21 protein-coding genes are annotated in these 22544 nt (G+C 67.3%); 16 read left to right on the plus strand and 5 right to left on the minus strand.

The window, feature by feature from the left end:
* Positions 1-26: 26 nt before the first annotated feature.
* Complete coding sequence (locus L810_RS19435) at positions 27-947, plus strand: LysR family transcriptional regulator (protein ID WP_042975417.1); 921 nt, start codon at positions 27-29, stop codon at positions 945-947.
* Positions 948-962: 15 nt separating this feature from the next.
* On the opposite strand, the gene L810_RS19440 is transcribed toward L810_RS19435, so the two are convergent.
* On the minus strand, positions 963-1793 hold the full coding sequence (locus tag L810_RS19440) for a helix-turn-helix transcriptional regulator (protein WP_042975384.1): 831 nt from the start codon (positions 1791-1793) through the stop codon (positions 963-965).
* A gap of 238 nt (positions 1794-2031) precedes the next feature.
* Between L810_RS19440 and L810_RS19445 the strand changes: the two genes are divergently transcribed.
* The 4 genes from L810_RS19445 to L810_RS19460 all read left to right on the plus strand — a co-directional run bounded on the left by L810_RS19445 (position 2032) and on the right by L810_RS19460 (position 7974).
* Positions 2032-3756, plus strand: coding sequence for an amidohydrolase (locus tag L810_RS19445; RefSeq protein ID WP_021159974.1), 1725 nt, complete (start codon positions 2032-2034; stop codon positions 3754-3756).
* A 213-nt stretch (positions 3757-3969) separates the two neighbouring features.
* Positions 3970-5085: a polyamine ABC transporter substrate-binding protein gene (locus L810_RS19450; protein ID WP_021159975.1), complete on the plus strand. Its 1116-nt coding sequence runs from the start codon at positions 3970-3972 to the stop codon at positions 5083-5085.
* 97 nt (positions 5086-5182) lie between these two features.
* On the plus strand, positions 5183-6781 hold the full coding sequence (locus tag L810_RS19455; protein WP_021159976.1) for a DUF3138 family protein: 1599 nt from the start codon (positions 5183-5185) through the stop codon (positions 6779-6781).
* 116 nt (positions 6782-6897) lie between these two features.
* Positions 6898-7974 carry an acyl-CoA--6-aminopenicillanic acid acyl-transferase gene (locus L810_RS19460; protein WP_021159977.1) on the plus strand — a complete coding sequence of 359 codons (1077 nt, stop codon included), beginning with the start codon at positions 6898-6900 and terminating at the stop codon, positions 7972-7974.
* A 57-nt stretch (positions 7975-8031) separates the two neighbouring features.
* On the opposite strand, the gene L810_RS19465 is transcribed toward L810_RS19460, so the two are convergent.
* Positions 8032-9417 carry an MFS transporter gene (locus tag L810_RS19465; RefSeq protein WP_021159978.1) on the minus strand — a complete coding sequence of 462 codons (1386 nt, stop codon included), beginning with the start codon at positions 9415-9417 and terminating at the stop codon, positions 8032-8034.
* A gap of 181 nt (positions 9418-9598) precedes the next feature.
* Positions 9599-10459, minus strand: a complete 861-nt coding sequence (locus L810_RS19470; protein WP_021159979.1) for an XAC2610-related protein — start codon at positions 10457-10459, stop codon at positions 9599-9601.
* A 32-nt stretch (positions 10460-10491) separates the two neighbouring features.
* Here L810_RS19470 and L810_RS19475 point away from each other — a divergent pair, with 32 nt between their 5' ends.
* Positions 10492-11226, plus strand: a complete 735-nt coding sequence (locus tag L810_RS19475) for a YbhB/YbcL family Raf kinase inhibitor-like protein (RefSeq protein WP_257008911.1) — start codon at positions 10492-10494, stop codon at positions 11224-11226.
* On the opposite strand, the gene L810_RS19480 is transcribed toward L810_RS19475, so the two are convergent.
* A complete protein-coding gene (locus L810_RS19480) occupies positions 11223-11591 on the minus strand; it encodes a hypothetical protein (protein ID WP_021159981.1) in 369 nt (122 codons plus the stop codon). The genes L810_RS19475 and L810_RS19480 overlap by 4 nt on opposite strands.
* A gap of 31 nt (positions 11592-11622) precedes the next feature.
* The gene (locus tag L810_RS19485) at positions 11623-12015 is read right to left on the minus strand and encodes a winged helix-turn-helix transcriptional regulator (protein WP_021159982.1); all 393 of its coding nucleotides are present in this window, start codon (positions 12013-12015) and stop codon (positions 11623-11625) included.
* Between the two features lie 136 nt (positions 12016-12151).
* On the opposite strand from L810_RS19485, the gene gstA reads away from it, so the two are divergent.
* From gstA to arsH, 10 genes are all read left to right on the plus strand, one after another.
* Positions 12152-12784 (plus strand): glutathione transferase GstA, encoded by a 633-nt coding sequence (gene gstA, locus L810_RS19490; protein ID WP_021159983.1) that lies wholly within the window; start codon positions 12152-12154, stop codon positions 12782-12784.
* 102 nt (positions 12785-12886) lie between these two features.
* Positions 12887-13270 (plus strand): hypothetical protein, encoded by a 384-nt coding sequence (locus L810_RS19495; RefSeq protein ID WP_042975387.1) that lies wholly within the window; start codon positions 12887-12889, stop codon positions 13268-13270.
* Positions 13271-13363: 93 nt separating this feature from the next.
* Entirely contained in the window at positions 13364-14656 is a 1293-nt protein-coding gene (locus tag L810_RS19500; RefSeq protein ID WP_021159985.1) for a TolC family protein, read from the plus strand.
* A gap of 11 nt (positions 14657-14667) precedes the next feature.
* Entirely contained in the window at positions 14668-16209 is a 1542-nt protein-coding gene (locus tag L810_RS19505; protein ID WP_021159986.1) for an efflux RND transporter periplasmic adaptor subunit, read from the plus strand.
* Positions 16206-19412 (plus strand): efflux RND transporter permease subunit, encoded by a 3207-nt coding sequence (locus L810_RS19510; protein ID WP_021159987.1) that lies wholly within the window; start codon positions 16206-16208, stop codon positions 19410-19412. The genes L810_RS19505 and L810_RS19510 overlap by 4 nt, the downstream gene beginning before the upstream one ends.
* Positions 19409-19777, plus strand: a complete 369-nt coding sequence (locus L810_RS19515) for a copper-binding protein (protein WP_021159988.1) — start codon at positions 19409-19411, stop codon at positions 19775-19777. Before L810_RS19510 ends, L810_RS19515 begins: the two co-directional genes overlap by 4 nt.
* Before the next feature lie 209 nt (positions 19778-19986).
* Positions 19987-20319 (plus strand): ArsR/SmtB family transcription factor, encoded by a 333-nt coding sequence (locus L810_RS19520; RefSeq protein ID WP_042975389.1) that lies wholly within the window; start codon positions 19987-19989, stop codon positions 20317-20319.
* The gene (gene arsB, locus L810_RS19525; protein ID WP_021159990.1) at positions 20316-21386 is read left to right on the plus strand and encodes an ACR3 family arsenite efflux transporter; all 1071 of its coding nucleotides are present in this window, start codon (positions 20316-20318) and stop codon (positions 21384-21386) included. The genes L810_RS19520 and arsB overlap by 4 nt, the downstream gene beginning before the upstream one ends.
* 20 nt (positions 21387-21406) lie before the next feature.
* Positions 21407-21829 (plus strand): arsenate reductase (glutaredoxin), encoded by a 423-nt coding sequence (gene arsC / locus L810_RS19530; RefSeq protein WP_042975391.1) that lies wholly within the window; start codon positions 21407-21409, stop codon positions 21827-21829.
* Positions 21807-22544 (plus strand): arsenical resistance protein ArsH, encoded by a 738-nt coding sequence (gene arsH / locus L810_RS19535; RefSeq protein WP_081057066.1) that lies wholly within the window; start codon positions 21807-21809, stop codon positions 22542-22544. The genes arsC and arsH overlap by 23 nt, the downstream gene beginning before the upstream one ends.

The raw sequence follows: 22544 nt of genomic DNA on the forward strand, positions 1-22544 counted from the left end.
CGCGCACACGCGCAGCGGCTTCAGGCATGTTCTCGAATACTTCCGATCTCGATCTCCGGCTCATCCGGGTCTTTCTGGCCGTCGTCGACGCACGCGGCATCACGGCCGCCGAGGCGTCGCTCGGCGTGCGCCAGTCGACCATCAGCACGCAGCTGTCGGCGCTCGAAGCGCGCGTCGGCTTCAAGCTGTGCGATCGCGGGCGCGGCGGCTTTCGCCTGACGTCGAAGGGCGAACGCTTCGCGGCCACCGCGCGCACGCTCGTCGCGGCGACCTCCGAATTCGTCGCGCGCGTGCGCGACATCGACCGCAAGCTGGTCGGCACGCTGTCGATCGGCCTGATCGGCCAGGCGCCGCTCGTCGAGAACGCGCGCGTGGCCGACGCGATCGGCGCATTCCGCAAGCGCGACCAGGCCGTCACGTTCGCGATGAAGGTCGCGTCGCCGCAGGAACTCGAGGAAAGCCTCGTCAACAACCAGCTCGATCTCGCGATCGGGTATTTCTGGCATCGCGTGCCCGGGCTGCTCTACACGCCGCTGTTCACCGAGCAGCAGGTGATCTACTGCGGGCGCGGGCATCCGCTGTTCCATGCGTCGCGGCCCGTGACGGCGGACGACCTGCAACTGCACGACTGGGTATGGCGCACCTATCCGGTGCCGGAGGAGCAGTATCCGCTGCCCGAGCGGCGCGTGACCGCGAGCGCGGACAGCATCGAGGCCGCGACGATCCTGATCCTGTCGGGCGGCCATCTCGGCTACCTGCCCGCGCACTACGCGGAGCCGTTCGAGCAGCGCGGGCTCGTGAAGGCCGTCGGCCGCGCGACGTTCAGCTTCGACGTGCCGCTGCATCTCGCGATGAAGCGCAGCACGAGCGACAAGCCGATCGTCGACGCGTTCTGCGAGGACCTGCTGCGCGCGTTCAACATCAAGGCGGCCGCGCTGGCCGCGTAAATCCGGGCCGCGCGTTCAGCAGTCGACGAGTACCCAGTCGAACAGCTCGCGGCGCGTGCGCACGCCGAGCTTCGCGAACGCGCGCTTCACGTACGACTCGGCTGTCGACAGCTTCACATCCAACTGCTGCGCGGCCTCGGGCACCGAGCGCCCGCACAGCATCAGCCGGCAGATCTCGTGCTCGCGGCGTGACAGCTGCACGTCCTGGCGTTCGAGGCGCGCGTCGAAGCCCGCCTGCGACGCGGCATTCACCGACACCGCCGCCACGCGCCGCGCCGCACAGGTGCGCGCATGCAGCTCGAACATCGGGAACAGCAGGTCGACCATCTGCCGGAAGTGAAACAGCTCGTCCGTGGTGAAAGCGGCGCGCCCGACCGTGCGCGCGAGCCCGAGCGCGTACTGCAGGTGCGCGTTGCCGTGCACGAGCAGGCATTCCTGCCCGATGCCGGGCTCGTCGAAGATCCGGCGGCGGAACTCGCCCTGCGCGATGCCGTCGACATGGCGCTGCACGAGCAGCGTGCCGGGTTTGCCGCGCAGTGGCGCGACCAGCGGATCGGCCTGGCAGTAGTCCTGGTAGTAGATATCCATCACGCGCAGCGTATCGGCCGCGAAGCGCAGGCTGCCGCTGCCGAGCCATTCGACGACGAAACCCGACGTGCTGCCCGTGTCGGCGCGCCAGCGCTCGAGGTGCACGGCGTCGGCGTCGATGCTGTCGTTGACGAACTCCGTGACCGCGCCGACGAAATCCGGTGTGCCGACCGCGCGCAGCGTCGCGCCGAGCGAGTCGGGACGCACGCCGATCAGGTAGTGGCCGCGGGCGGCAGGGTCGGGCTGGAGAAGTCGCATGGTCGGACGAAGGCGGTCGGGGGACAGCGCGACGTTACGCGAACGCCGTGCACGCGTCAGCCGGGAATTCACCGGATCAACCCCACGGATTTCGTGCGTTGTCCCCAAAACGACGACAAGACCGTGCGTGCGGCGGCCGGAATTCGCAGAAGCCCCGGCGGCGGGGGGGCATACCGGCGCGAATCGTCTGCCTATAGTGAAAGCACTTCGAAAACCTGATGACCAGAAAGGACAGGCCATGCAGATGCAACCGACGCACGCCGCCACGACGCCGGCGGATTTCGTTCTGACCCACGCGAAGGTCTATACCGTCGATCCGCACAAGCCCTGGGCGCAGGCCGTCGCCGTGCGCGACGGCCGGATCGTTTACGTTGGCGACACGGCGGCCGTGCAGGCGTTTGTCGGCGCGCAGACGAAGGTCGTAGACGCGGCCGGCCGGCTCGTGTTGCCGGGCTTCGTCGAATCGCACTGGCACTTCGAGACGACCGCGTTCGCGTTCCAGGCGTTCGTGAATTACGAGGATCCGCAGAAGGTGCTCGGCGCGCTGCGCGCGTATGTCGAATCGCATCCGGACGAGCCGGCGATCACCGGGATGGGCTGGGTGCAGGCGACGATTCCGCCCGCGCTGCTGCGCAAGGAGACGCTCGACGCGATCTGTGCGGATCGCCCCGTGTGCCTGCTGTCGACCGATTTCCATACGATGTGGGTGAACTCGAAGGCGCTGGAGATCGCCGGCGTCGACGCGTCGACGCCGCCCGTGCAGGAAGGCGCGAGCTGGTTCGAGAAGGACGCGGTGACCGGCGAGCCGACCGGCCTGATCGTCGACGGCGCCGCGTATTCGTTGCTGATGCAGCGGATCAGCGCGGCCGGCCTGCTGCCGACCGGCATCGACCTGTACCTGAAATCGATCCCGCCATGGCAGAAGAAGCTGTGCGCGGCCGGCGTGACGACCGTGTTCGACGCGGGCTTCTTCGACGCGAGCGGCGACCAGTCGCTGCTGTACGAGACGCTGCAGACGATGGAGCGCGCGGGCGACCTGAAGCTGCGGGTGGTCGGCAGCGTCGCGGTGATCGGCGAGATCGACGATCCGGTCGGCACGCTCGTCCGGTATCGCGAGCAGTACGATTCGCCGCTCGTGAAGGCGCGCGCATTGAAGCTCTTCCTCGACGGCACCGAGGCGAACCACACCGCGTACCTGCTCGAACCGTACGCGGACCGCCCGGACACCTGCGGGGCACCGACGATGCCGGCCGACACGTTCAACCGTTACCTGGTCGAAGCCGATCGCGCGAACGCGAACGTGATGGTCCATTGCGTCGGCGATGCGGCCGTGCGGATGGCGCTCGACGGCTTCGACGCGGTGAACCGCACGAACCCGCCGCGCGACCGCCGCCACGTGATCACGCACGCATTCCTCACGCATCCGGACGACATCCCGCGCTTTCGCCGCGCGGGCGTGATGGCGAACACGCAGCTGCAATGGGGCGTGGTCGACGCGTACACCGAGCAGCTGCGCGACCACTACGGCCACGAGCGCTGGAGCAACATGTACAAGTTCCGCACGTTCCTCGACGAAGGCGTGACGGTGTCGATCGGCATGGACGGTCTCGCATGCCAGTGCCGCTGCCAGCACAAGCCGCTCGAACACATCGAGTCGGGCCATACGCGTCAGCTCGCGGGCGAGCCCGATGCGCCGGTGTTCCCGGACATCGCCGAGCGCCTGAGCATTCCGCAACTGATCGCCGCGTACACGATCCACGGCGCGTACCAGCTCGGGATGGAGCACGAGGTCGGCTCGCTGACGCCCGGCAAGCGCGCGGATCTCGTCGTGCTCGAGAACGACCTGTTCGAGGTCGGCCAGTACGACATCGGCCGCATCGATGTCGGGCTGACGATGATGGGCGGCCGCATCACGCACGTGGGCGACGATTTCGGCGCGCGCACGGGTATGCAGGCATGCTGAACGCGCATCCCGGCTGACGAAGCGGTGACGGAGTCTTTCGGAATGCTTTCGTTTTCGCGGCTCGGCGCATCCGGCCGGAACCGGATGCGCCGATTGTGCGGCGTGTCCCCCTATTGGCAGGGCAGACCGGCCAATTTCCTCTGGCTACATTTTTCCGGACCGAAGCACACACCCGTTCATCGAGAACGGACCATGATATCGACGGAGGAAACCATGGCAGGGGATTGGAGCAGGCATCTGGGAACGGCATGCGCGGCGCTCGCGCTGGGCGGCGTGCTGTGGGCAGGCGCGCCGGTTGCGCACGCGGCGGACGTCGTCAACGTGTACAACTGGGGCAACTCGATCGGCAAGGCGACGATCGCGAACTTCGAGAAGGCGACCGGCATCAAGGTCGTCTACCAGGAGTTCGATTCGAACGAGACGTTGCAGGCGAAGCTGCTGTCGGGCACGTCGGGTTACGACGTCGTCGTGCCGTCCGACATCTTCTGGGCGCGGCAACTGCAGGCCGGCATCTTCCGCAAGATCGACAAGAGCCAGGTGCCGAACTACGGGCTGCTCGACCCGGAAATCCTGAAGGCGCTCGCGAAGGACGATCCGGGCAACCAGTACGGCATTCCGTGGACCTGGGGCACCGACGGGCTCGGGATGAACGTCGAGAAGGTGAAGGCCGCGCTCGGCAACGACGCGCCGCTCGACAGCTGGGCGCTGCTGTTCGATCCGAAGTACGCGCAGAAGCTGAAGCACTGCGGCGTGTCGGTGCTCGATTCGCCGGTCGATGCGTTCGGGATGGCGTTCGTCTACCTGAAGAAGGACCCGAACACGACGAACCCGGCCGACTACCAGGCTGCGTACGAGCTGCTGAAGTCGGTGCGCCCGTACATCACGCAGTTCAATTCGAGCAGCTACATCAACGATCTCGCGGGCGGCGACATCTGCCTCGCGCTCGGCTGGTCGGGCGACGTGAACTCCGCGCGGATCGCGGCCGCTTCCGCGAAGAAGCCGTATCACATCAAGTACGTGATCCCGACCGAGGGCAGCGCGATGTGGTTCGACATGATGGCCGTGCCGAAGGATGCACCGCACCCGGACGCCGCGCTGAAGTTCGTCAACTTCGTGCTGTCGGAGAAGGAGAGCGCGAACCTGACCAACGACACGTCGTACCCGTCGGCCGTGCCGTCGTCGAAGCGCCTCGTGCGCGCCGAAGTGACGAGCGATCCGGCCGTGTTCCCGCCCGCCGACGTGATCCGCAAGCTGAGCCTCAGCAAGCCGGTTCCGCCTGAGCTGATGCGCCTGCAGAACCGTCTCTGGACGAAGCTGAAGACCGAGTAAGCCGGCCGCCGCTTCCCCGATTCCCGCACACCTTTCGCGCGCCCCGCCGCTGATCGCGGCGGGCGGGGGCGCGCTCGTCCCGACGACCACCCAGAACATGACACTCAAACACATGACGGCGCTGTGCCTGCTTGCGTTCGACGCGGCCACGGCATTCGCGCACACGCCGCAGGCGACCGATGCGAGCAGGATGAAGGCGCTTCAGGCGCAGGTCACCGCGCTGCAGCAGCAGGTAAACGAGTTGCGCGCGAGCATGCTGGCCGCGCAGGCGCCCGGCACCGCGACGGCCGCCAACGCAGCCACCGCCGCCACCGCAACATCGAGCGGCGCAAGGATCGGTTCGATCAACACGGCCGCCGCCGCCGCGCCGGCCGCCGATTCCGCACCGGCGTTCACGAACGACGACCTGCAGCAGATGCGCGAGCAGATCGCGAACGCGTCGCTGAAGGTCGACTCGCTGCAGGAAGCCGCGACGACCGGCCCGCTCGCGGGCCTGAGCATCACCGGCTACGTCGATCCCGTGTACCTGTTCAACCGCGCGCAGCGCACGTCCGGGTTCCAGTTCCTGAACCACGATCCGGGCGCGTACGACTACTTCAACAGCACGATCGGCGACGTCTACCTCGACATCAAGAAGACCTTCGGCGTCGGCCCGATGGCACCGTCGGCGGAGGTCGTGATCCAGCCGAACCGCGGCTTCGGCAACGTGTTCAGCAATTCGCACGGCGGCGTGGGCAACAACATCGTCACGCAGGCCGTGGTGACCGTGCCCCTCAGCACGACGCGCACCTTCGAGATCGGGATGATGCCGAGCCTCGCCGGCTACGAGGTGCAGCCGTCGACCCAGATGCTGACGCTCACGCACGGGCTGCTGTACGACTTCAGCGAACCGGGCAACCTGATCGGCGTCGGCCTGAAGGGCTCCAACGCGGCGATGACGCGCTTCTGGCAGGTCGTGATCGGCAACGAGGTGCTGCGCACCGCCGGCGCGATCGCGAATGCGGCGAACAACACGACCAAGACCAACTGGACGCCGACGATCACCGCGCGTTTCGACAACGCGACGTCGACCGCCTTCGACTTCGGCATTTCCGCGATGCTCGGCCGGCAGTCGCTGTTCTCGCCGTGCGCGACGGCGGGCGGTTACGGCTACCAGTGCAACGGCTCGTCGCCGACCGGCCTCTACAAGTACGTGGAAGCCGACGTGACCTATACGCACGACAAGACGCAGGTCAACGCGCAGGTCGACTACGGCGAGCTGCAGAAGGGTGCGTGGAACGGCGGTACCGCACGCTGGTACGGGATGTCGCTGCTCGGCCATACGAAGTGGACGCAGGCGTGGGTCGGCCGCATGGGCGCGACGCTGCGTTTCGACTACCTGAACAACACGTCGAACGGCGGCGGCGGCACGAACATCCAGTACGGGCTCGCGGGCGGCAATCCGTCGGTGAACGGGTCGAGCGGCTTCGGCATCGATCCGGCGTGCTTCCAGGGTTCGTCGACGAACGGCACCGAGTGCAAGGGCGCGCAGCGTTACGCGATCACGGCCGACCTGCTGTTCTATCCGACGCAGCAGATCACCGTGAAGCTCGAGTATCGCCACGACGCGGCGAACCATCCGGTGTTCCTGAAGAGCAACGGCACGTACGCGCGCAGCAACGACCTCGCCGGGATGCAGTTCATCTATTCGTTCTGACCGTTCTGACGGGTCTCGCCGTTCCGGCCGGCGCGCATGCCGGTCGACCGGCTGCGCCATGCATCACGTTCCGGGCCGCGCGGGCCCGGAACCCATTCAACCCAGGAGATTTGACCTTGAAGCTGCACACCTTCGCGACCGACCTCACCGATCCGCACGAGCGCGGCCGCCTGATCGGCGCGCGTTTCGCCGCCGAGATTCGCGAGACGGTCGCGCTTTACCTCGCGTTCTTCCCGAAGCTCGGCATCGATCCGCAGCGCGCGCGGGAGATCGGTGAAGCGAGCCTGGCCGCGCTCGACGCATGGTGCCCGCGCCTGGCCGCCGAAGTCGACGCGATCGCCGACGGCGTCGACCTGCCGCGCTGGCAGCTCGCGTGCCTGAACGCGCGCACCGAGATTCTCGCGACCGCGCCCGCGTCGGACGAAGGCGAGTGCTCGACGACCGTCTACGCGCCGGCCGGCCCGCACGCGCCGCGCACGCTGCAGACGTGGGACTGGCACGACAGCCTCGCGCCGCAGGGGTTTCTGATGCGGTTCGCGACGCCGCACGGCCGCACCGTCAAGCTGTTCTCCGAGTTCGGGATGCTCGCGAAGCTCGGCGTGAACAGCGCGGGGCTCGGGCTGCACTTCAACATCCTGCATCACGCGAGCGACAACGACAGTGCCGGTGTGCCCGTGCACGCGATCGCGCGGCGCCTGCTGGAAGATGCGGCGACGGTGCAGGAGGCGATCGAACTCGCGCGCACCGCGCGCGTGAGCGCATCCACGGTGCTGACCGTGTTCACGCGGCATGACGCGAACCCGCGCGCGGCGAGCATCGAGCTGAGCCCGTCGGGTGTCGCCGTGGTGGTGCCGCGTCCGGACGGCTGGCTGCTGCATACGAACCACTTCCTCGATCGCACGCTGAGCGGCGGCGAGTGCATGCCCGACAGCTCGACCACGCGCGAACGCTTCGCGCACCTCAGCGAAGTCGTGAACGGGATGACGAGCGCCGATGTGCGCGAGCGCGCGGCGGCAATGTGCGGTGCGGCCGGCGATCAGGCCGTCGTGTGTTTCCGCGCCGATCCGTCGATGCCCGACACCGAGCGCTGGGAGACGCTGCTGACCGTCGGCATCGATACCGACGCGTGCGCACTCGACTACGTGGCGGGCAATCCGCACGATCTCGCGCACGACGGGTTTCAGCGGTTCTGATGCGGCACGCGAGCGGCGGCAAGGCAGGGCGGCATGCGTGTGCCGCCCTCGCGAGGCTCATGCGTCGAGGCGTTCGACCTTGCCGACGAGCAAGCCATACGACAGGCTGCCCGCGAGTGCCATCGCGGCGATGTAGGTGATCGCGCGCGAGAAGTCCGCGCCGTTCACGAGCAGCCCGATCACGATCGGCGTCGCGATCGCGGACAGGTTGCCGATCAGGTTGAACACGCCGCCCGTGAGGCCGATCAGCCGCGCGGGCGCGAGCCCCGACACGAGCGACCACGTGATCGACGCGAAGCCGTTGCCGAAGAACGCGATCGTCATGAACGCGATCACCCAGCCGGTCGACGTGACGTAGTTCGCGCCGATGATGCAGGTCGAGATCAGCAGCCCCGAGATGATTGGCAGCTTGCGCGCGAAGCCCTGCGACGCGCCGCGACGCATCAGCCAGTCCGACAGCACGCCCGAGCACAGCACGCCGACGAACGCGGCGAGGAACGGCAGCGACGCGAGGAAGCCCGACTTGATGAAGTCCATTCCGCGATACTTGACGAGGTAGGTCGGGAACCACGTGAGGAAGAACCACAGCGTCGAGTTCAGCGCGAACTGGCCGAGATAGATGCCCCACAGCTTGCGCCGGCCGAGCACGACGCCAAGGTCGCGCCACGTCGACGGTGCGCGTTCGGTGCGTGCCGCGATGCGGTCTTCGAGATCGACGAGGCCGCCGCCGTCGCGGATCAGCGCGATCTCGGCCGCATTGACGCCGCGAAACGCGCGCGGTTCGCGATACACCGCATACCAGATCGCGGCCCATGCGATGCCGGCGAGGCCGGTCGCGACGAACACCATGTGCCAGCCCAGATGCACCTGCAGCCATGCGAGCACCGGCGTGAGGAACGCGAGGCCGACGAACTGGCCCGACGTGTAGCCGCCGATCGCGCTCGCGCGCTCGCGGGTCGGGAACCACGTCGTCACCACGCGGTTGTTGATCGGGTAGGCCGGCGCCTCGAGCGCGCCCACCGCGAGACGCAGCACGACCAGCCCGACGAACGAACCGGCGAAGCCGAGCAGCAACGTCGCGGCCGACCACAGCGCGAGCGCGCCCGCATACAGCACGCGCGGCGACACCTTGTCGACGAGCCAGCCGCCCGGCACTTGCATCAGCGCGTAGGTCCAGCCGAACGCGGAAAACACGAGGCCCGCGCGCACGGGATCGATGTTCAGTGCCTTGAACAGCGCGGGCGCGGCGATCGACAGGTTGCTGCGGTCGAGATAGTTGATCACGACCGTGATGAACAGCAGCGCGAGGATCAGCAGGCGCTTGCGGCTGGGCGGCGCTGCCTGCGCGGCGGCCGCGCGGGCGGTTGAATCGGATGCGATGCCGGCGTGGGCGGGCAATCGATCCGGCGGGTTCGCGTGGGTGCGCGACGCGGATTGGCCCACGGTTGTCTCCTGTGTTCCATGCCCGGCCGTCGCCCGCGAGCGGGGCGGCCGAATCGAATGGCGTTGGGGAGAACGTTAGAGTCGCGGCGGGAAGCGCGTCAACATTTGGGCAGGTATCCCTATTAATGGGATGTTCGGCGTTCAATATGTGGGAAGCGTGGCGAATGCGCGACCGCTTGCATCAGTTGCCCATCGCCTCCTTCGCACTGACCCAGCCCTGCACCGCGCCCGCATGCGGGTTGCGATACCGCACCTTCAGCCACTGGAAATCGGCGCTCGCGTCGATCACCTCCACCGTGTCGCCCGCGACGACATAACGGCGCGTGGGTGCATCGGACATCGCATCGTGCAGCGGCAGGCGTGCCGGGCGCACCTTGAACGTGACGGTGCCGCCGCCATAGGCGTCGGGGCGGCGCGCGACACGCTTGCCTTGCGCGTCGTAGGTCAGCAGCATCGACGACGGGCCGTTGTCGGTGTCGAGCAGGTCGCGCAGGTCGTCCGGTATCGCTTCGCTCGACTGGTACAGGTACATCCTGCCGCTGCCGTCGAAGCGATACGCATCGGTGTACCAGATCGGGCCGCCGCGGCACGAACTGTACAGCGTGCGCTCCTTCGGCTTCGCCTGGACGTTGACCAGCCCGTCGCAATTGCCGTGCGGCATGTCGCTCGCGGGCATCCGCAATGGCTCGAACTGCTGGCGCGTGGTGTCGTACAGGTAGATGCCGTAGCCATCGTTCACCATGCCGAGCGTGGCATGCATCGCAAGATCGCGGTGGCCGTCGAAGTTGTAGTCGTCCGACGCGAGGTGATAGCGGCCTTCTTCGTCGGCGGCGGTCACGTCGAGCGTCTGCGTCTTGCCGCTCGGCAGGAAGCGCACGGTAACGTGCTCGCTGTCCGCCCGTTCGACGCGGGCCGTGACGGTGTCGTCGACCTTGAACGTGAGCAGCGGTTTGGCCGCTTGCGCGGCGGGCGCGATCGATGCGCAGGCGACGAACAGCATGGAGCCGTGGAGCAGCGAACGCAGTCGTGAAGGGCGCGTCATGGTCGGATCAGGCATGAAGGGCGTGAATGAGGATGGAAGCGGCCGGCCCGGACTTCCGTTTGCCGCCAATGTACCGGCATCCGGCTCTTTCCGCGAGCGGGGCCGGCATGGCCGGATGTTGCCGGGTAGTCGCGATACCGGTACCTTTGCTTGTCTTGTTCGGGGCCGGCGCGATTGCAAGAATGTCCGTTCCATTCCTGCTTGCTGGTGAGGTGACGATGACGATAGTCAAGCCCGGTTTCGCCCTTTGCGTGGCGATGCTCGCTGCCGGTACGGCACGGGCGGGCGATTTCTCGATCGAAAGCGCGGAGCTTGCCGGCGGCGCGTTCGGTCGCGCGCAGGTATCGGACAGCTTCGGCTGTCACGGTCAAAACATTTCGCCATCCATACGGTGGAGCGGTGTTCCGGAAGGCACGCAAAGCTACCTGCTGACGATGTTCGATGCCGACGCACCGACGGGCTCCGGATTCTGGCACTGGGTCGTTGCCGACATACCGGCGTCGGCGCATGGCATCGCGCCCGGTTCGGGCAATGACGTTGCCGGACTGCCGGCGGGTGCCGTCCCGATGAAGAACGACACCGGCCATGTCGGCTATCTTGGCCCGTGCCCGCCGCAGGGCGACACCCATCGCTACGTCATTACGCTGACCGCGCTCAAGGTGGCGAAGCTGCCGGTCGAACCTGACGCGACGCCTGCGGTCGTCGGCTATACCGCTCACTACCAGGCCCTCGCGAAGGCGACGATGACGGTGCGGTTGAGCCGTTAACCGCGCGTGCTGTCGTCCTGAAACCCGCTTTTCCCCGCGAAGATCTCCTTCAGCGCGGCGCGCAGCGTGGCCGGATCGTACTGGCCGGGCGCGAGATGGATCACGTAACGCGTCTGGCCGTCGAGTCGCGCGGCGATGCCGGGTTCGATCTCGATGTCGATCGTGTCGTCCGTCAGCGTCACCGACAGATCCTTGACGCGCCAGGTGATCTGGTCGCGCACCATCACTTCGATCAGCGTGTCGTCCGGAAAGCGCGACAGCGCGACGCAATAGTCCTGCTCGGCGTCGTGACAGTAGATGTTGGCGAAGCTTTCGTCGTCGTCGAGGTCGGACGTCGCCGCGCCGACGGTAGCGTGAAGTTCCATGAACGGGGTTCCTGCGTAAGGGTGATAGGGGTTATCGGTTCGAATGAAGGGCCGTTCCGGTCGCTGCCGCCGCGCCGGGCGTCGCGCCGGTGTCGCACGACGCAGCGGCATCGCGCGCCTTCAGCCACAGCCCGAATTCGCGCATGACCTCGACGACGGGCCGCAGCCGGTCGCCGTCGGCGCTCAGGTCGTACTCGACCCGCACCGGCACTTCCGGATAGACGGTGCGCCGCACGAGCCCGGCGTCTTCGAGTGCGCGCAGGTCGAGCGTCAGCATGCGCTGCGAGATGCCGGGCATGTCGCGGCGCAGGTCGCTGAAGCGTCGCGGCCCGTCGAGCAGATACGACACCAGCAGCAACCGCCAGCGGCCGCCGAGCAGGCGCATCGCTTCTTCAACGGAACATCCGGTCGCACTCGTTTTCATCGTGCTGAATCCTGGTCGGTAAATTTTTTGTGACTACGGCACAAACGACTGCCGTCTTCCCGGCGATGCGCCGATGCGAGATATTAGCGCCCGCGTCGCGGCGAATCGATACATGGACAACCCACGAAGGAAACGCATGAAGCTCTATCACGCTCCCGGAAGCTGTTCGCAGGCCATCTGCATCGTGCTGCGCGAAGGCGGCGTCGACGCGGAGATCATCAAGGTCGACGCACGCAAGCACGTCATTGAAGACGGGCGCAATTACTACGATGTGAACGAACTCGGCTACGTGCCGCTGCTCGAACTCGACGACGGCACGCTGCTGCGCGAAGGCCCGGTGATCGCGCAGTATCTCGCGGATCTGTGCCCGGAAGCCGCGCTCGCGCCTGCGTATGGCACGCTCGCGCGCTACCGGCTGATGGAATGGCTCAATTTTCTCGGCACCGAGATCCACAAGGGGTTCATTCCGCTGCTGTATGCGGTACAGGCGGGGAAATACGTCGATCCGGCGAGAACGAAGCTCGACAGCCGTTTTGCATGGATCGACCGCCAGCTCGACGGCAACGCATGCTTGACCGGCGACACGTTCACCGTTGCCGATGCCTACCTGTTCGCGCTGACCGGCTGGGGCAAGGCCGACTGGATGCAGTCGGTGTACAACGCGGATATCGACCTGACCCGGTATGGGCATCTGCGTGCGTGGTACGAGCGGGTGCGTGCGCGGCCGGCGGTGCGCGCCGTGCTGGAGGCCGACGCGCTGGCGCGGTAGCGTGCGATGGGTGCGATGAGCGCGATGGGTACGGCTACGGCGCGTCGTTCCGCCGTATCGATGCGCCGCCACACAGCAAAACCCCGCGCTATAATCGCCCGCATGAAATTTCTCCGGACCGTCATTCTGCTGCTGCTCTGCGCGGTGCTGCCCATCAGCGGGCTGGCAGCCAGCGGCCTGGCCGGGGAATGCCCGATGATGCAGCAGGGCATGTCGATGTCGACGGACATGGACGCCGGCATGTCCGCCGACATGCCGGGTTGCGATTCGATGCAGTCGTCGTCCACCGGCAAGGCCCACGCGAAAGCGAAGGGCCTGTCCTGCAAGCTGACGGCGCAATGCCAGTTCGGCAGTCTCTATCATCCGGCCGCTCGCGCCGAAGTCAGTCGTCCCGCTGCATTCGCCAGCGTCGTTGCCTTCCATTACGCGCAAATTCTCCCGGTCCGCGATCCGAACGGATTGTGGCGCCCTCCACGCATCAGCTGATCCCGATCCGATAGGTTCGCCGCATTCGCGGTGAGGTTCGTCCTGTGCGCAGGACGTGGAATCCCCATGGGGTTCCGTCGTTGGGGTTAAACCATGTCATTCCATCCCGGCACGCCGCTTGCGCGGCGTGCGCGCCGGCGCGCGCCCATGCTTTGGGCGGCGCTGCTGGTTGCGGGCGCGGTTCACGCGCAGCAACCGCCTTTTACGCTGGACGCCGCGCTGCAGTCCGCCACCGATCATTCCGCGTCGATGCAGGCCGCCCAGGCGTCGGTGCGCGCGAGCTCGGAGGCGGCCGTGAAGGCCGGCCAGCTGCCCGACCCGATGCTCAAGGCCGGCATCGACAACCTGCCGGTCAATGGCGGCCAGCGCTTCACCGTCGGCCAGGACTTCATGACAATGCGCCGGATCGGCATCGAGCAGGAGTGGGTGTCCGGCGACAAGCGGCGCCTGCGTTCGGCACTGGCCAACGAGCAGCTCGGGCGCGAGCGCGCCGGTTATCTCGCGCAGCTCGCGAGCGTACGCCAGCAAACCGCAACGGCGTGGCTGAACGCCGTCTACGCGAAGCAGGCGCTCGCGCTGCAGCAGGCGCTGCTCGATCACATGCACCATGAATTCGACGCGACGAAGGCGTCGTATCGCGGCGCGAAGGCGAGTGCGGCCGATGTCGTCCAGGCGCGGGCGATGCTCGCGCAGACGCAGGATCAATGGCTGAAAGCGCGGCAGGTCTACCAGACCGCGCTCATCGCGTTGTCGCGCTGGACCGCCGTGCCGGCGTCGGACGTCACGGGCACGCCGCCCGCGCCGGAGTCGTTCGTGTCGTCGTTGCCGCCGGACGAGCTGCGCGTATCGCAGCCGGCGCTGATTGCGGCCGCCGACGATATCGCCGTCGCCGAAGCCGATACCGCCGTCGCGAACAGCGAACGCCGCCCGAACTGGACGTGGGAGGTTGCGTACCAGCAGCGCGGCGGCGCGTATTCGAACATGGTGTCCGTCGGCGTCACGATTCCGTTGCCGCTCAATCGCAGGAACCGCCAGAACCGTGATGTCGCCGAGAAGGCCGAACTGGCGACGAAGGCGCGCCTGGTGTACGAGGACACGCTGCGCCAGGTGCAGGCCGATATCCGCACGCAGTCCGAAACGCTCGCGAGCGGCCGCGAACGCATCGCGAACCTGAGTGCATCGCTGTTGCCCGCCGCCGACCAGCGCGTGCAACTGGCCAATGCCGCCTACCGGGCGGGCACAGGTTCACTCGCCGATACGTTCGCCGCGCGGCGCGCGCAACTCGACGCGCAATTGCAGGTGCTCGATCTCAGGCGCGACGTGTCGCAGACCTGGGCGCAGCTCGAATATCAGGTCGTGCCGTCGACGATGGCCGCCGCGCAGTGAAGGAGAACCTCATGAAAAAGCAATCACTGGCGCGCGCGGTGCTGTTGACGTTTGCCGCCGCGGCGCTGCTCGGCGCCGGTTACGTCGCGGGCATGCGCAATGCGGCGGGCGGCGCATCGACCGCGTCGTCCGTAGCGCCCGGCGCCGCACCGTCCGGCAACACCGACCCGAGCACGGGCCGCAAGGTGCTGTACTGGCACGACCCGATGGTGCCGAACCAGCATTTCGACAAACCGGGCAAGTCGCCATTCATGGACATGCAGTTGCAGCCTGTCTATGCGGACGAGGGCGGCGGCGCGTCCGGTATCCGGATCGATCCGGGCCTGCAGCAGAATCTCGGCATCCGTTATGCGACGGTAAGACGCCAGCAGACGGCGGCCGGATTCGACGCGGTGGGCACCACGCAGTTCGACGAATCGCGTACGGAGGTCGTCCAGTCGCGTGTCACCGGCTACATCGATCGCCTTTATGCGCGCGCACCGATGCAGCGCATCGCGAAGGGCGCGCCGGTGGCGTCGCTGTTCGTGCCTGACTGGCTCGCGCCGCAGGAGGAATACCTCGCACTCAAGCGCGGCGGGACGGACGGCAGCCTGCTCGATGCGTCGCGTGCGCGGATGCGCGCGCTGTCGATTCCCGACGGGATGATCGCGAGCCTCGATCGCACCGGCCGCGCGCAGACGCACGTCGTGCTGAGCGCGCCGGAAACCGGCGTCGTCAGCGAGCTGAACGTGCGGGACGGCGCGATGGTCGCGCCCGGACAGACGCTGGCGAAGATTGCGGGGCTGTCTACGCTGTGGCTCATCGTCGAGGTGCCGGAAGCGCTTGCGTTGAACGTGCAGCCGGGGATGGCCGTCGACGCGACCTTCGCGGGCGATCCTGCGCAGCATTTCACCGGACGCATCCGCGAAGTGCTGCCCGGCATCAGCACGAGCAGCCGCACGCTGCAGGCGCGCGTGGAGATCGACAACACCGCGCTGAAGCTCACGCCCGGCATGCTGATGCGCGTGCGGGTCGCCGGGAAGGCGAGCGTGTCGCGCCTGCTCGTGCCGTCCGAAGCGGTGATCGCGACGGGCAAGCGCACGATCGTCATCGTGAAGAACGGCGACGGCCGGCTCCAGCCGGTGCAGGTGACGACCGGCAACGACATCGGCGGCGACACGGAAGTGCTCGGCGGGTTGAACGAAGGCGATACGGTCGTTGCATCGGGGCAGTTCCTGATCGATTCGGAGGCGAGCCTGAAGAGCGTGCTGCCGAAGCTGGAGAGCGGCAGCAGCGCAAGCGGGGCGGCGGTGACTTCCGAGCCGGCGCCGAAAGCGGCGGCACCGATCTACGAAACCATCGGCAAGGTCGAACAGGTCACGGCCGACGACATCACGTTCTCGCACCAGCCCGTGCCGGCGCTCGGCTGGGGTGCGATGACGATGACGTTCGGCAAGCCGTCGGCCACCGCGTTCCCTGGCGTGAAGCCGGGCCAGACGGTGCGTTTCGCGTTCACGCAAAGCGACGACGGCTACCGGCTGACGAAGGTCGAGCCGCAGGGAGGCGAACGATGATCGCGCGCATCATTCGCTGGTCGGTCCACAACCGCTTCCTCGTGCTGCTCGCCACCGCGCTGATCGCCGCATGGGGCGTCCACTCGCTCCGGCAGACGCCGCTCGATGCGTTGCCCGACCTGTCGGACACGCAGGTGATCGTCAAGGCGTCGTATCCGGGCAAGGCGCCGCAGATCGTCGAAGACCAAGTGACTTATCCGTTGACGACCACGCTGCTCGGCGTGCCCGGCGCGAAAACCGTCCGCGCGTACTCGTCGTTCGGCGACGCGTTCGTCTACGTGCTGTTCGACGACCGCACCGATCCGTACTGGGCGCGCTCGCGCGTGCTCGAATACCTGAGCCAGGTGCAGAGCCGGCTGCCGGCCGGCGCGACCGTGTCGCTCGGGCCGGATGCGACCGGCGTCGGCTGGGTGTACGAGTACGCGCTCGTCGATCGCACCGGCCGTCACGATCCCGGGCAACTGCGCGCGCTCAACGACTGGTTCCTGAAGTTCGAGCTGAAGGCCGTGCCGGACGTCTCGGAAGTCGCGAGCATCGGCGGCATGGTGCGGCAGTACCAGGTCGTGCTCGATCCGGACAGGCTGCGCGCCTACGGCATCACGCAGGCGGAAATCGCGAACGCGCTCGGCAACGCGAACCGGGCGTCCGGCGGCTCGGTCGTCGAGCTGGCCGAGTCGGAGTACATGGTGCGCTCGACCGGCTACCTGCGCACGCTCGACGATTTCCGGCACGTGGTGCTGCGCACGAACGACGCCGGCACGCCGGTGCTGCTCGGCGACGTCGCGCGCATCCAGGTCGGCCCCGCGATGCGGCGCGGGATCGCGGAGCTGAACGGGCAGGGCGAGGTGACGGGCGGCGTGGTCGTGATGCGCTCGGGCAAGAACGCGCTCACGACGATCGACGCGGTGAAGGCGAAGCTGGCCGACCTGAAGCGTTCGCTGCCGCCCGGCGTCGAGATCGTCACGACCTACGATCGCTCGCAACTGATCGAGCGCGCGGTGGGCAACCTGAAGGACAAGCTGATCGAGGAATTCGTCATCGTCGGCATCGTCTGCGCGGTGTTCCTGTTCCATCTGCGCAGTGCGTTCGTCGCGATCCTGTCGCTGCCGCTCGGCGTGCTGGCCGCGTTCATCGTGATGCGCTACCAGGGCGTCAACGCGAACCTGATGTCGCTCGGCGGGATCGCGATCGCGATCGGCGCGATGATCGACGCGGCGATCGTGATGATCGAGAACGCGCACAAGCATCTCGAGGCGTACGACCACGCGCATCCCGGCGAACCGGTCACGGCCGCGCGACGATGGGAACTCGTCGCGACGTCGGCCGCGGAGGTCGGGCCCGCGCTGTTCTTCTCGCTGCTGATCATCACGTTGTCGTTCATCCCGGTGTTTTCGCTGGAAGGGCAGGAAGGCAAGCTGTTCGCGCCGCTGGCGTTCACGAAGACCTACACGATCGCCGCCGCCGCCGGGCTGTCGGTGACGCTGGTGCCGGTTCTGATGGGCTATCTCGTGCGCGGCCGCATTCCGCACGAGCACGCGAACCCGATCAACCGCGTGCTGATCCGCGTGTACCGGCCGCTGCTCGAAGCGACGCTCCGGCGGCCGTGGGTCGCGATCGGCGTCGCGGTCGTCGCGCTCGGACTGACGGCCGTACCGTTGTCGCGGCTCGGCGGCGAATTCATGCCGCCGCTCGACGAAGGCGACCTGCTGTACATGCCGACCGCGCTGCCGGGCATCTCCGCCGACAAGGCGAGCGAGCTGCTGCAGCAGACCGACCGGCTGATCAAGACCGTGCCCGAGGTCGACACGGTGTTCGGCAAGTCGGGCCGCGCCGATACCGCGACCGATCCAGCGCCGCTCGAGATGTTTGAAACGACGATCCGGTTCAAGCCGCGCAGCGCATGGCGGCCCGGCATGACGCCGGAGAAGCTCGTCGACGAACTCGACCGCACGGTGAAGGTGCCGGGCCTGTCGAACGTATGGGTGCCGCCGATCCGCAACCGGCTCGACATGCTGTCCACCGGCATCAAGACGCCGGTCGGCGTGAAGATTTCCGGGCCGGACCTGGCCGGGATCGACGCGGTCGCGAAGCAGGTCGAGGCCGCGGTGAAGCGCGTGCCGGGCGTGACGTCCGCGCTTGCGGAACGGCTGAACGGCGGCCGCTATATCGACGTCGATATCGACCGGCTTGCCGCCGCGCGCTACGGATTGTCGGTGGCCGACATCCAGTCGGTGGTGTCGTCGGCGGTCGGCGGCGACGATGTCGGCGAAGTGATCGCAGGCCGCGAGCGCTTTCCGATCAACCTCCGCTACCCGCGCGAGGTGCGCGATTCGGTCGAGAACCTGCGGCAGCTGCCGGTCGTCACCGCGCGCGGCGCGCAGATCCGCCTCGGCGACGTCGCGCGCATCGCGATCGCCGACGGGCCGCCGATGATCCGCAGCGAGAACGCGCGACTCTCCGGCTACGTGTACGTCGACATCCGCGGCACAGATCTGCAGCGCGCCGTGCGCGCGATGCAGCAGGCCGTCGCGCAACAGGTCGCGTTGCCGCCCGGCTATTCGATCGCGTGGTCGGGGCAGTTCGAGTATCTCGAACGCGCGGCGGCCAGGCTGCGCACCGTCGTGCCGGTCACGCTCGTGGTGATCTTCGTGCTGCTGTTTCTCACGTTCGGCTCGGCGGCCGATGCACTGCTGCTGATGTCGACGGTGCCGTTCGCGCTGGTCGGCGGCTTCTGGCTCGTGTGGGCGCTCGGCCATGCGGTGTCCGTCGCGACGTCGGTGGGTTTCATCGCGCTCGCGGGCGTGGCCGCCGAATTCGGCGTCGTGATGCTGCTGTACCTGAAGGGCGCGCTGCAGCGCCGGCTCGATGCCGGCGAACCGCTGACCGACGCGCTGCTGCTCGACGCGATCCGCGAAGGCGCGGTGCTGCGCGTGCGGCCGAAGGCGATGACGGTCGCCGTCGTGCTCGCCGGCCTCGTGCCGATCATGGTCGGCCACGGTGCCGGTTCAGAAGTGATGCAGCGCATCGCCGCGCCGATGGTCGGCGGCATGATCACGGCGCCGCTGCTGTCGATGTTCGTCATTCCCGCCGCCTGGCTCCTGCTGCAGCGCCGTCATGCGCGAAGCATGGGCCGCGTGCGGCATTCCGATGCAGTACCTCACGGCACGAACGTGCCATCCATCCCAACCGGAGAATCACGATGAAGAAGTGGATCACTGTCACCACCACCGCAGCCGTTCTCGCGAGCGGCGCTTTCACCGCGCCGGCCTTCGCCGCCGGCGACATGGCCGGCATGGACATGTCGGGCATGAAGATGTCGTCGGGCAGTGCGGCCGAGTCGAACGCCGCGCTGACCGATGCCGAAGTGAAGAAGGTCGATGCCGTGAGCGGCCGGATCACGCTGAAGCACGGCGCGCTCGACAACGTCGGGATGCCGCCGATGACGATGGCGTTCAAGGCGAAGGACGCGGCGATGCTCGAGCACGCGCATGCGGGCGACAAGGTCAAGGTGCGGATCGAGAAGGTTGACGGCACGCTGACGATCGTCAAGCTCGTGAAGGCGTCCTGACCTGACGGCATGCCGGTGCCTCGCCGCCGGCGAACCGGGGCGGCGGCTGCACCGGCGCCGCGCATGTCGGGCCGGATGCGGCTCGCGCGGCGGCGTTCGACGATGCGCGGCGGGTCGGGGGCAGCCCGGTTATGCCGTTCGACAGGGAATCGGCACCTTTATTTCAACAATTCTTGAAATATGGAAATGAAGGCGCTATCCTTCGCGCCATGGACTCCAATCTCGTCGTGCGCGCCCTGGGCGCGCTTGCTCATGAAGCGCGCCTGGCCATCTTTCGCGCGCTGGTCGTCGCCGGGCCGCAAGGGCTGCCGGCCGGTGCGATCGCCCAGCAGATCGGGCTGTCGCCATCGAGCCTGTCGTTCCATCTGAAGGATTTGTCGCATGCGGAGCTGGTCACCGCGCGTCAGGACGGCCGGTTCATCTATTACGCGGCGAACTTCGAATCGATGAGCGGCCTCATCGGGTTCCTGACCGAAAACTGCTGCGCCGGCGCTGCGTGCGGCGTGCCGGCGGCGCCGGCCTGTTGCGGGGATCGCACATGAGCGGCTCGCACGCGGCCCCGTCGCAAGCTGCGGCGGCCAGGCCCGCCATCGGATTTTTCGAACGCTACCTGACCGTCTGGGTGGCGCTGTGCATCGTGCTCGGCATCGCGCTGGGCCTGGCACTGCCGGGGCTCTTTCAGCGCATCGGCCGCCTGGAATACGCGCAGGTCAACCTGCCCGTCGGGTTGTTGATCTGGGTGATGATCGTGCCGATGCTCGTCAAGGTCGACTTCGGCGCGTTGCATGAGGTTCGCCAGCACGTGCGGGGGATCGGCGTCACGCTCGTCGTGAACTGGCTCGTCAAGCCGTTCTCGATGGCCTTGCTCGGCTGGCTGTTCATCCGGCAGCTGTTCGCGCCGATGCTGCCGGCCGACCAGATCGACAGTTATATCGCCGGCCTGATCCTGCTGGCCGCCGCGCCGTGCACGGCGATGGTGTTCGTGTGGAGCCGGCTGACCGGCGGCGATCCGCTGTTCACGCTGTCGCAGGTCGCGCTGAACGACAGCATCATGGTGATCGCTTTCGCGCCGCTCGTCGGCCTGCTGCTGGGAATGTCCGCCATCACGGTGCCATGGGCGACGCTGCTCACGTCGGTCGTGCTCTACATCGTCATCCCGGTGATCCTCGCGCAAGCGTGGCGCAGGCTGTTGCTCGCCAGGGGGCAGGCGGCGTTCGACCGCGCGATGGCGAAGATCGGCCCCTGGTCGATCGCCGCGCTGCTGGCCACGCTGGTGCTGCTGTTCGCGTTCCAGGGCGAGGCGATCCTGAAGCAGCCGCTGGTGATCGCGCTGCTCGCGGTGCCGATCCTGATCCAGGTGTTCTTCAACGCAGCGCTCGCCTATGGGCTCAATCGCATCGTCGGCGAGAAACACAGCATCGCGTGCCCGTCGGCGCTGATCGGCGCGTCCAACTTTTTCGAGCTGGCCGTGGCGGCGGCCATCAGCCTGTTCGGCTTCCACTCGGGCGCGGCGCTCGCGACCGTCGTCGGCGTGCTCATCGAGGTGCCGGTCATGCTGCTCGTCGTGCGCGTCGTCAACCGTTCGAAGGGCTGGTACGAGCGCAAGTGAAATCAATCAGGATTCCGGAAATGACCGACATCACGATCTATCACAACCCCGATTGCGGCACGTCGCGCAACACGCTGGCGATGATACGCAACAGCGGCGTCGAACCGCGTGTCGTGCTGTACCTCGACACGCCGCCCGGGAAAGAGGCGTTGCGCGCGCTGATCGCGGCGATGGGCATCCCCGTTCGCGACGTGCTGCGTCGCAAGGGCACACCGTATGACGCGCTCGATCTCGACAATCCGAAATGGAGCGACGACGATCTGATCGGCTTCATGGTCGCGCATCCGCTCCTGATCAATCGCCCGATCGTCGTCACCCCGCTCGGCACGCGGCTGTGCCGCCCGTCCGAACGGGTGCTCGATATCCTGCCCGATCCGCAGAACGGGCCGTTTGCGAAGGAAGACGGCGAAATCGTGATCGATGCGGAGGGCAAGCGTGTCTGACCGCCTGAACGATCTGCCGCAACTCGACGCCGCGCTGTTTCGCGTGCCGGACGCGAGCCTGCTGCAACCCGCGCGCCCGTCGACGCATCCGCCACGCATCGTGCTGCTCTACGGGTCGTTGCGCGCGCGTTCGTTCAGCCGGCTGCTGGTCGAGGAGGCGGCGCGGCTGCTGACGGCCATGGGCGCCGATGTCAGGATCTTCAATCCGGCCGGATTGCCGTTGCCCGACGATGCACCCGAGCATCACCCGAAGGTGGCGGAGTTGCGCGAGCTCGTGCAATGGTCGGAGGGCATGGTGTGGTGCTCCCCCGAGCGGCACGGCGCGATGACCGGCGTGATGAAGGCGCAGATCGACTGGATTCCGCTGTCGGTCGGCGCGGTACGGCCGACGCAGGGCAAGACGCTGGCGGTCATGCAGGTCAGCGGCGGATCGCAATCGTTCAACGCGGTCAACCAGATGCGGGTACTCGGGCGCTGGATGCGCATGCTGACCATTCCGAACCAGTCGTCCGTCGCGAAGGCGTTCATGGAGTTCGGCGACGATGACAGGATGAAGCCCTCCGCTTATTTCGACCGGGTCGTCGACGTCATGGAGGAACTGGTCAAGTTCACGCTGCTCACGCGCGACGTCGGCGCGTACCTGACGGACCGGTACAGCGAGCGCAAGGAAAGCGCCGAACAGCTGTCGCAGCGTGTGAACCAGGCACGCATCTGA

The organism is Burkholderia sp. AU4i, assembly GCF_000466765.1.
Classification (GTDB): Bacteria; Pseudomonadota; Gammaproteobacteria; order Burkholderiales; family Burkholderiaceae; genus Burkholderia; species Burkholderia cepacia.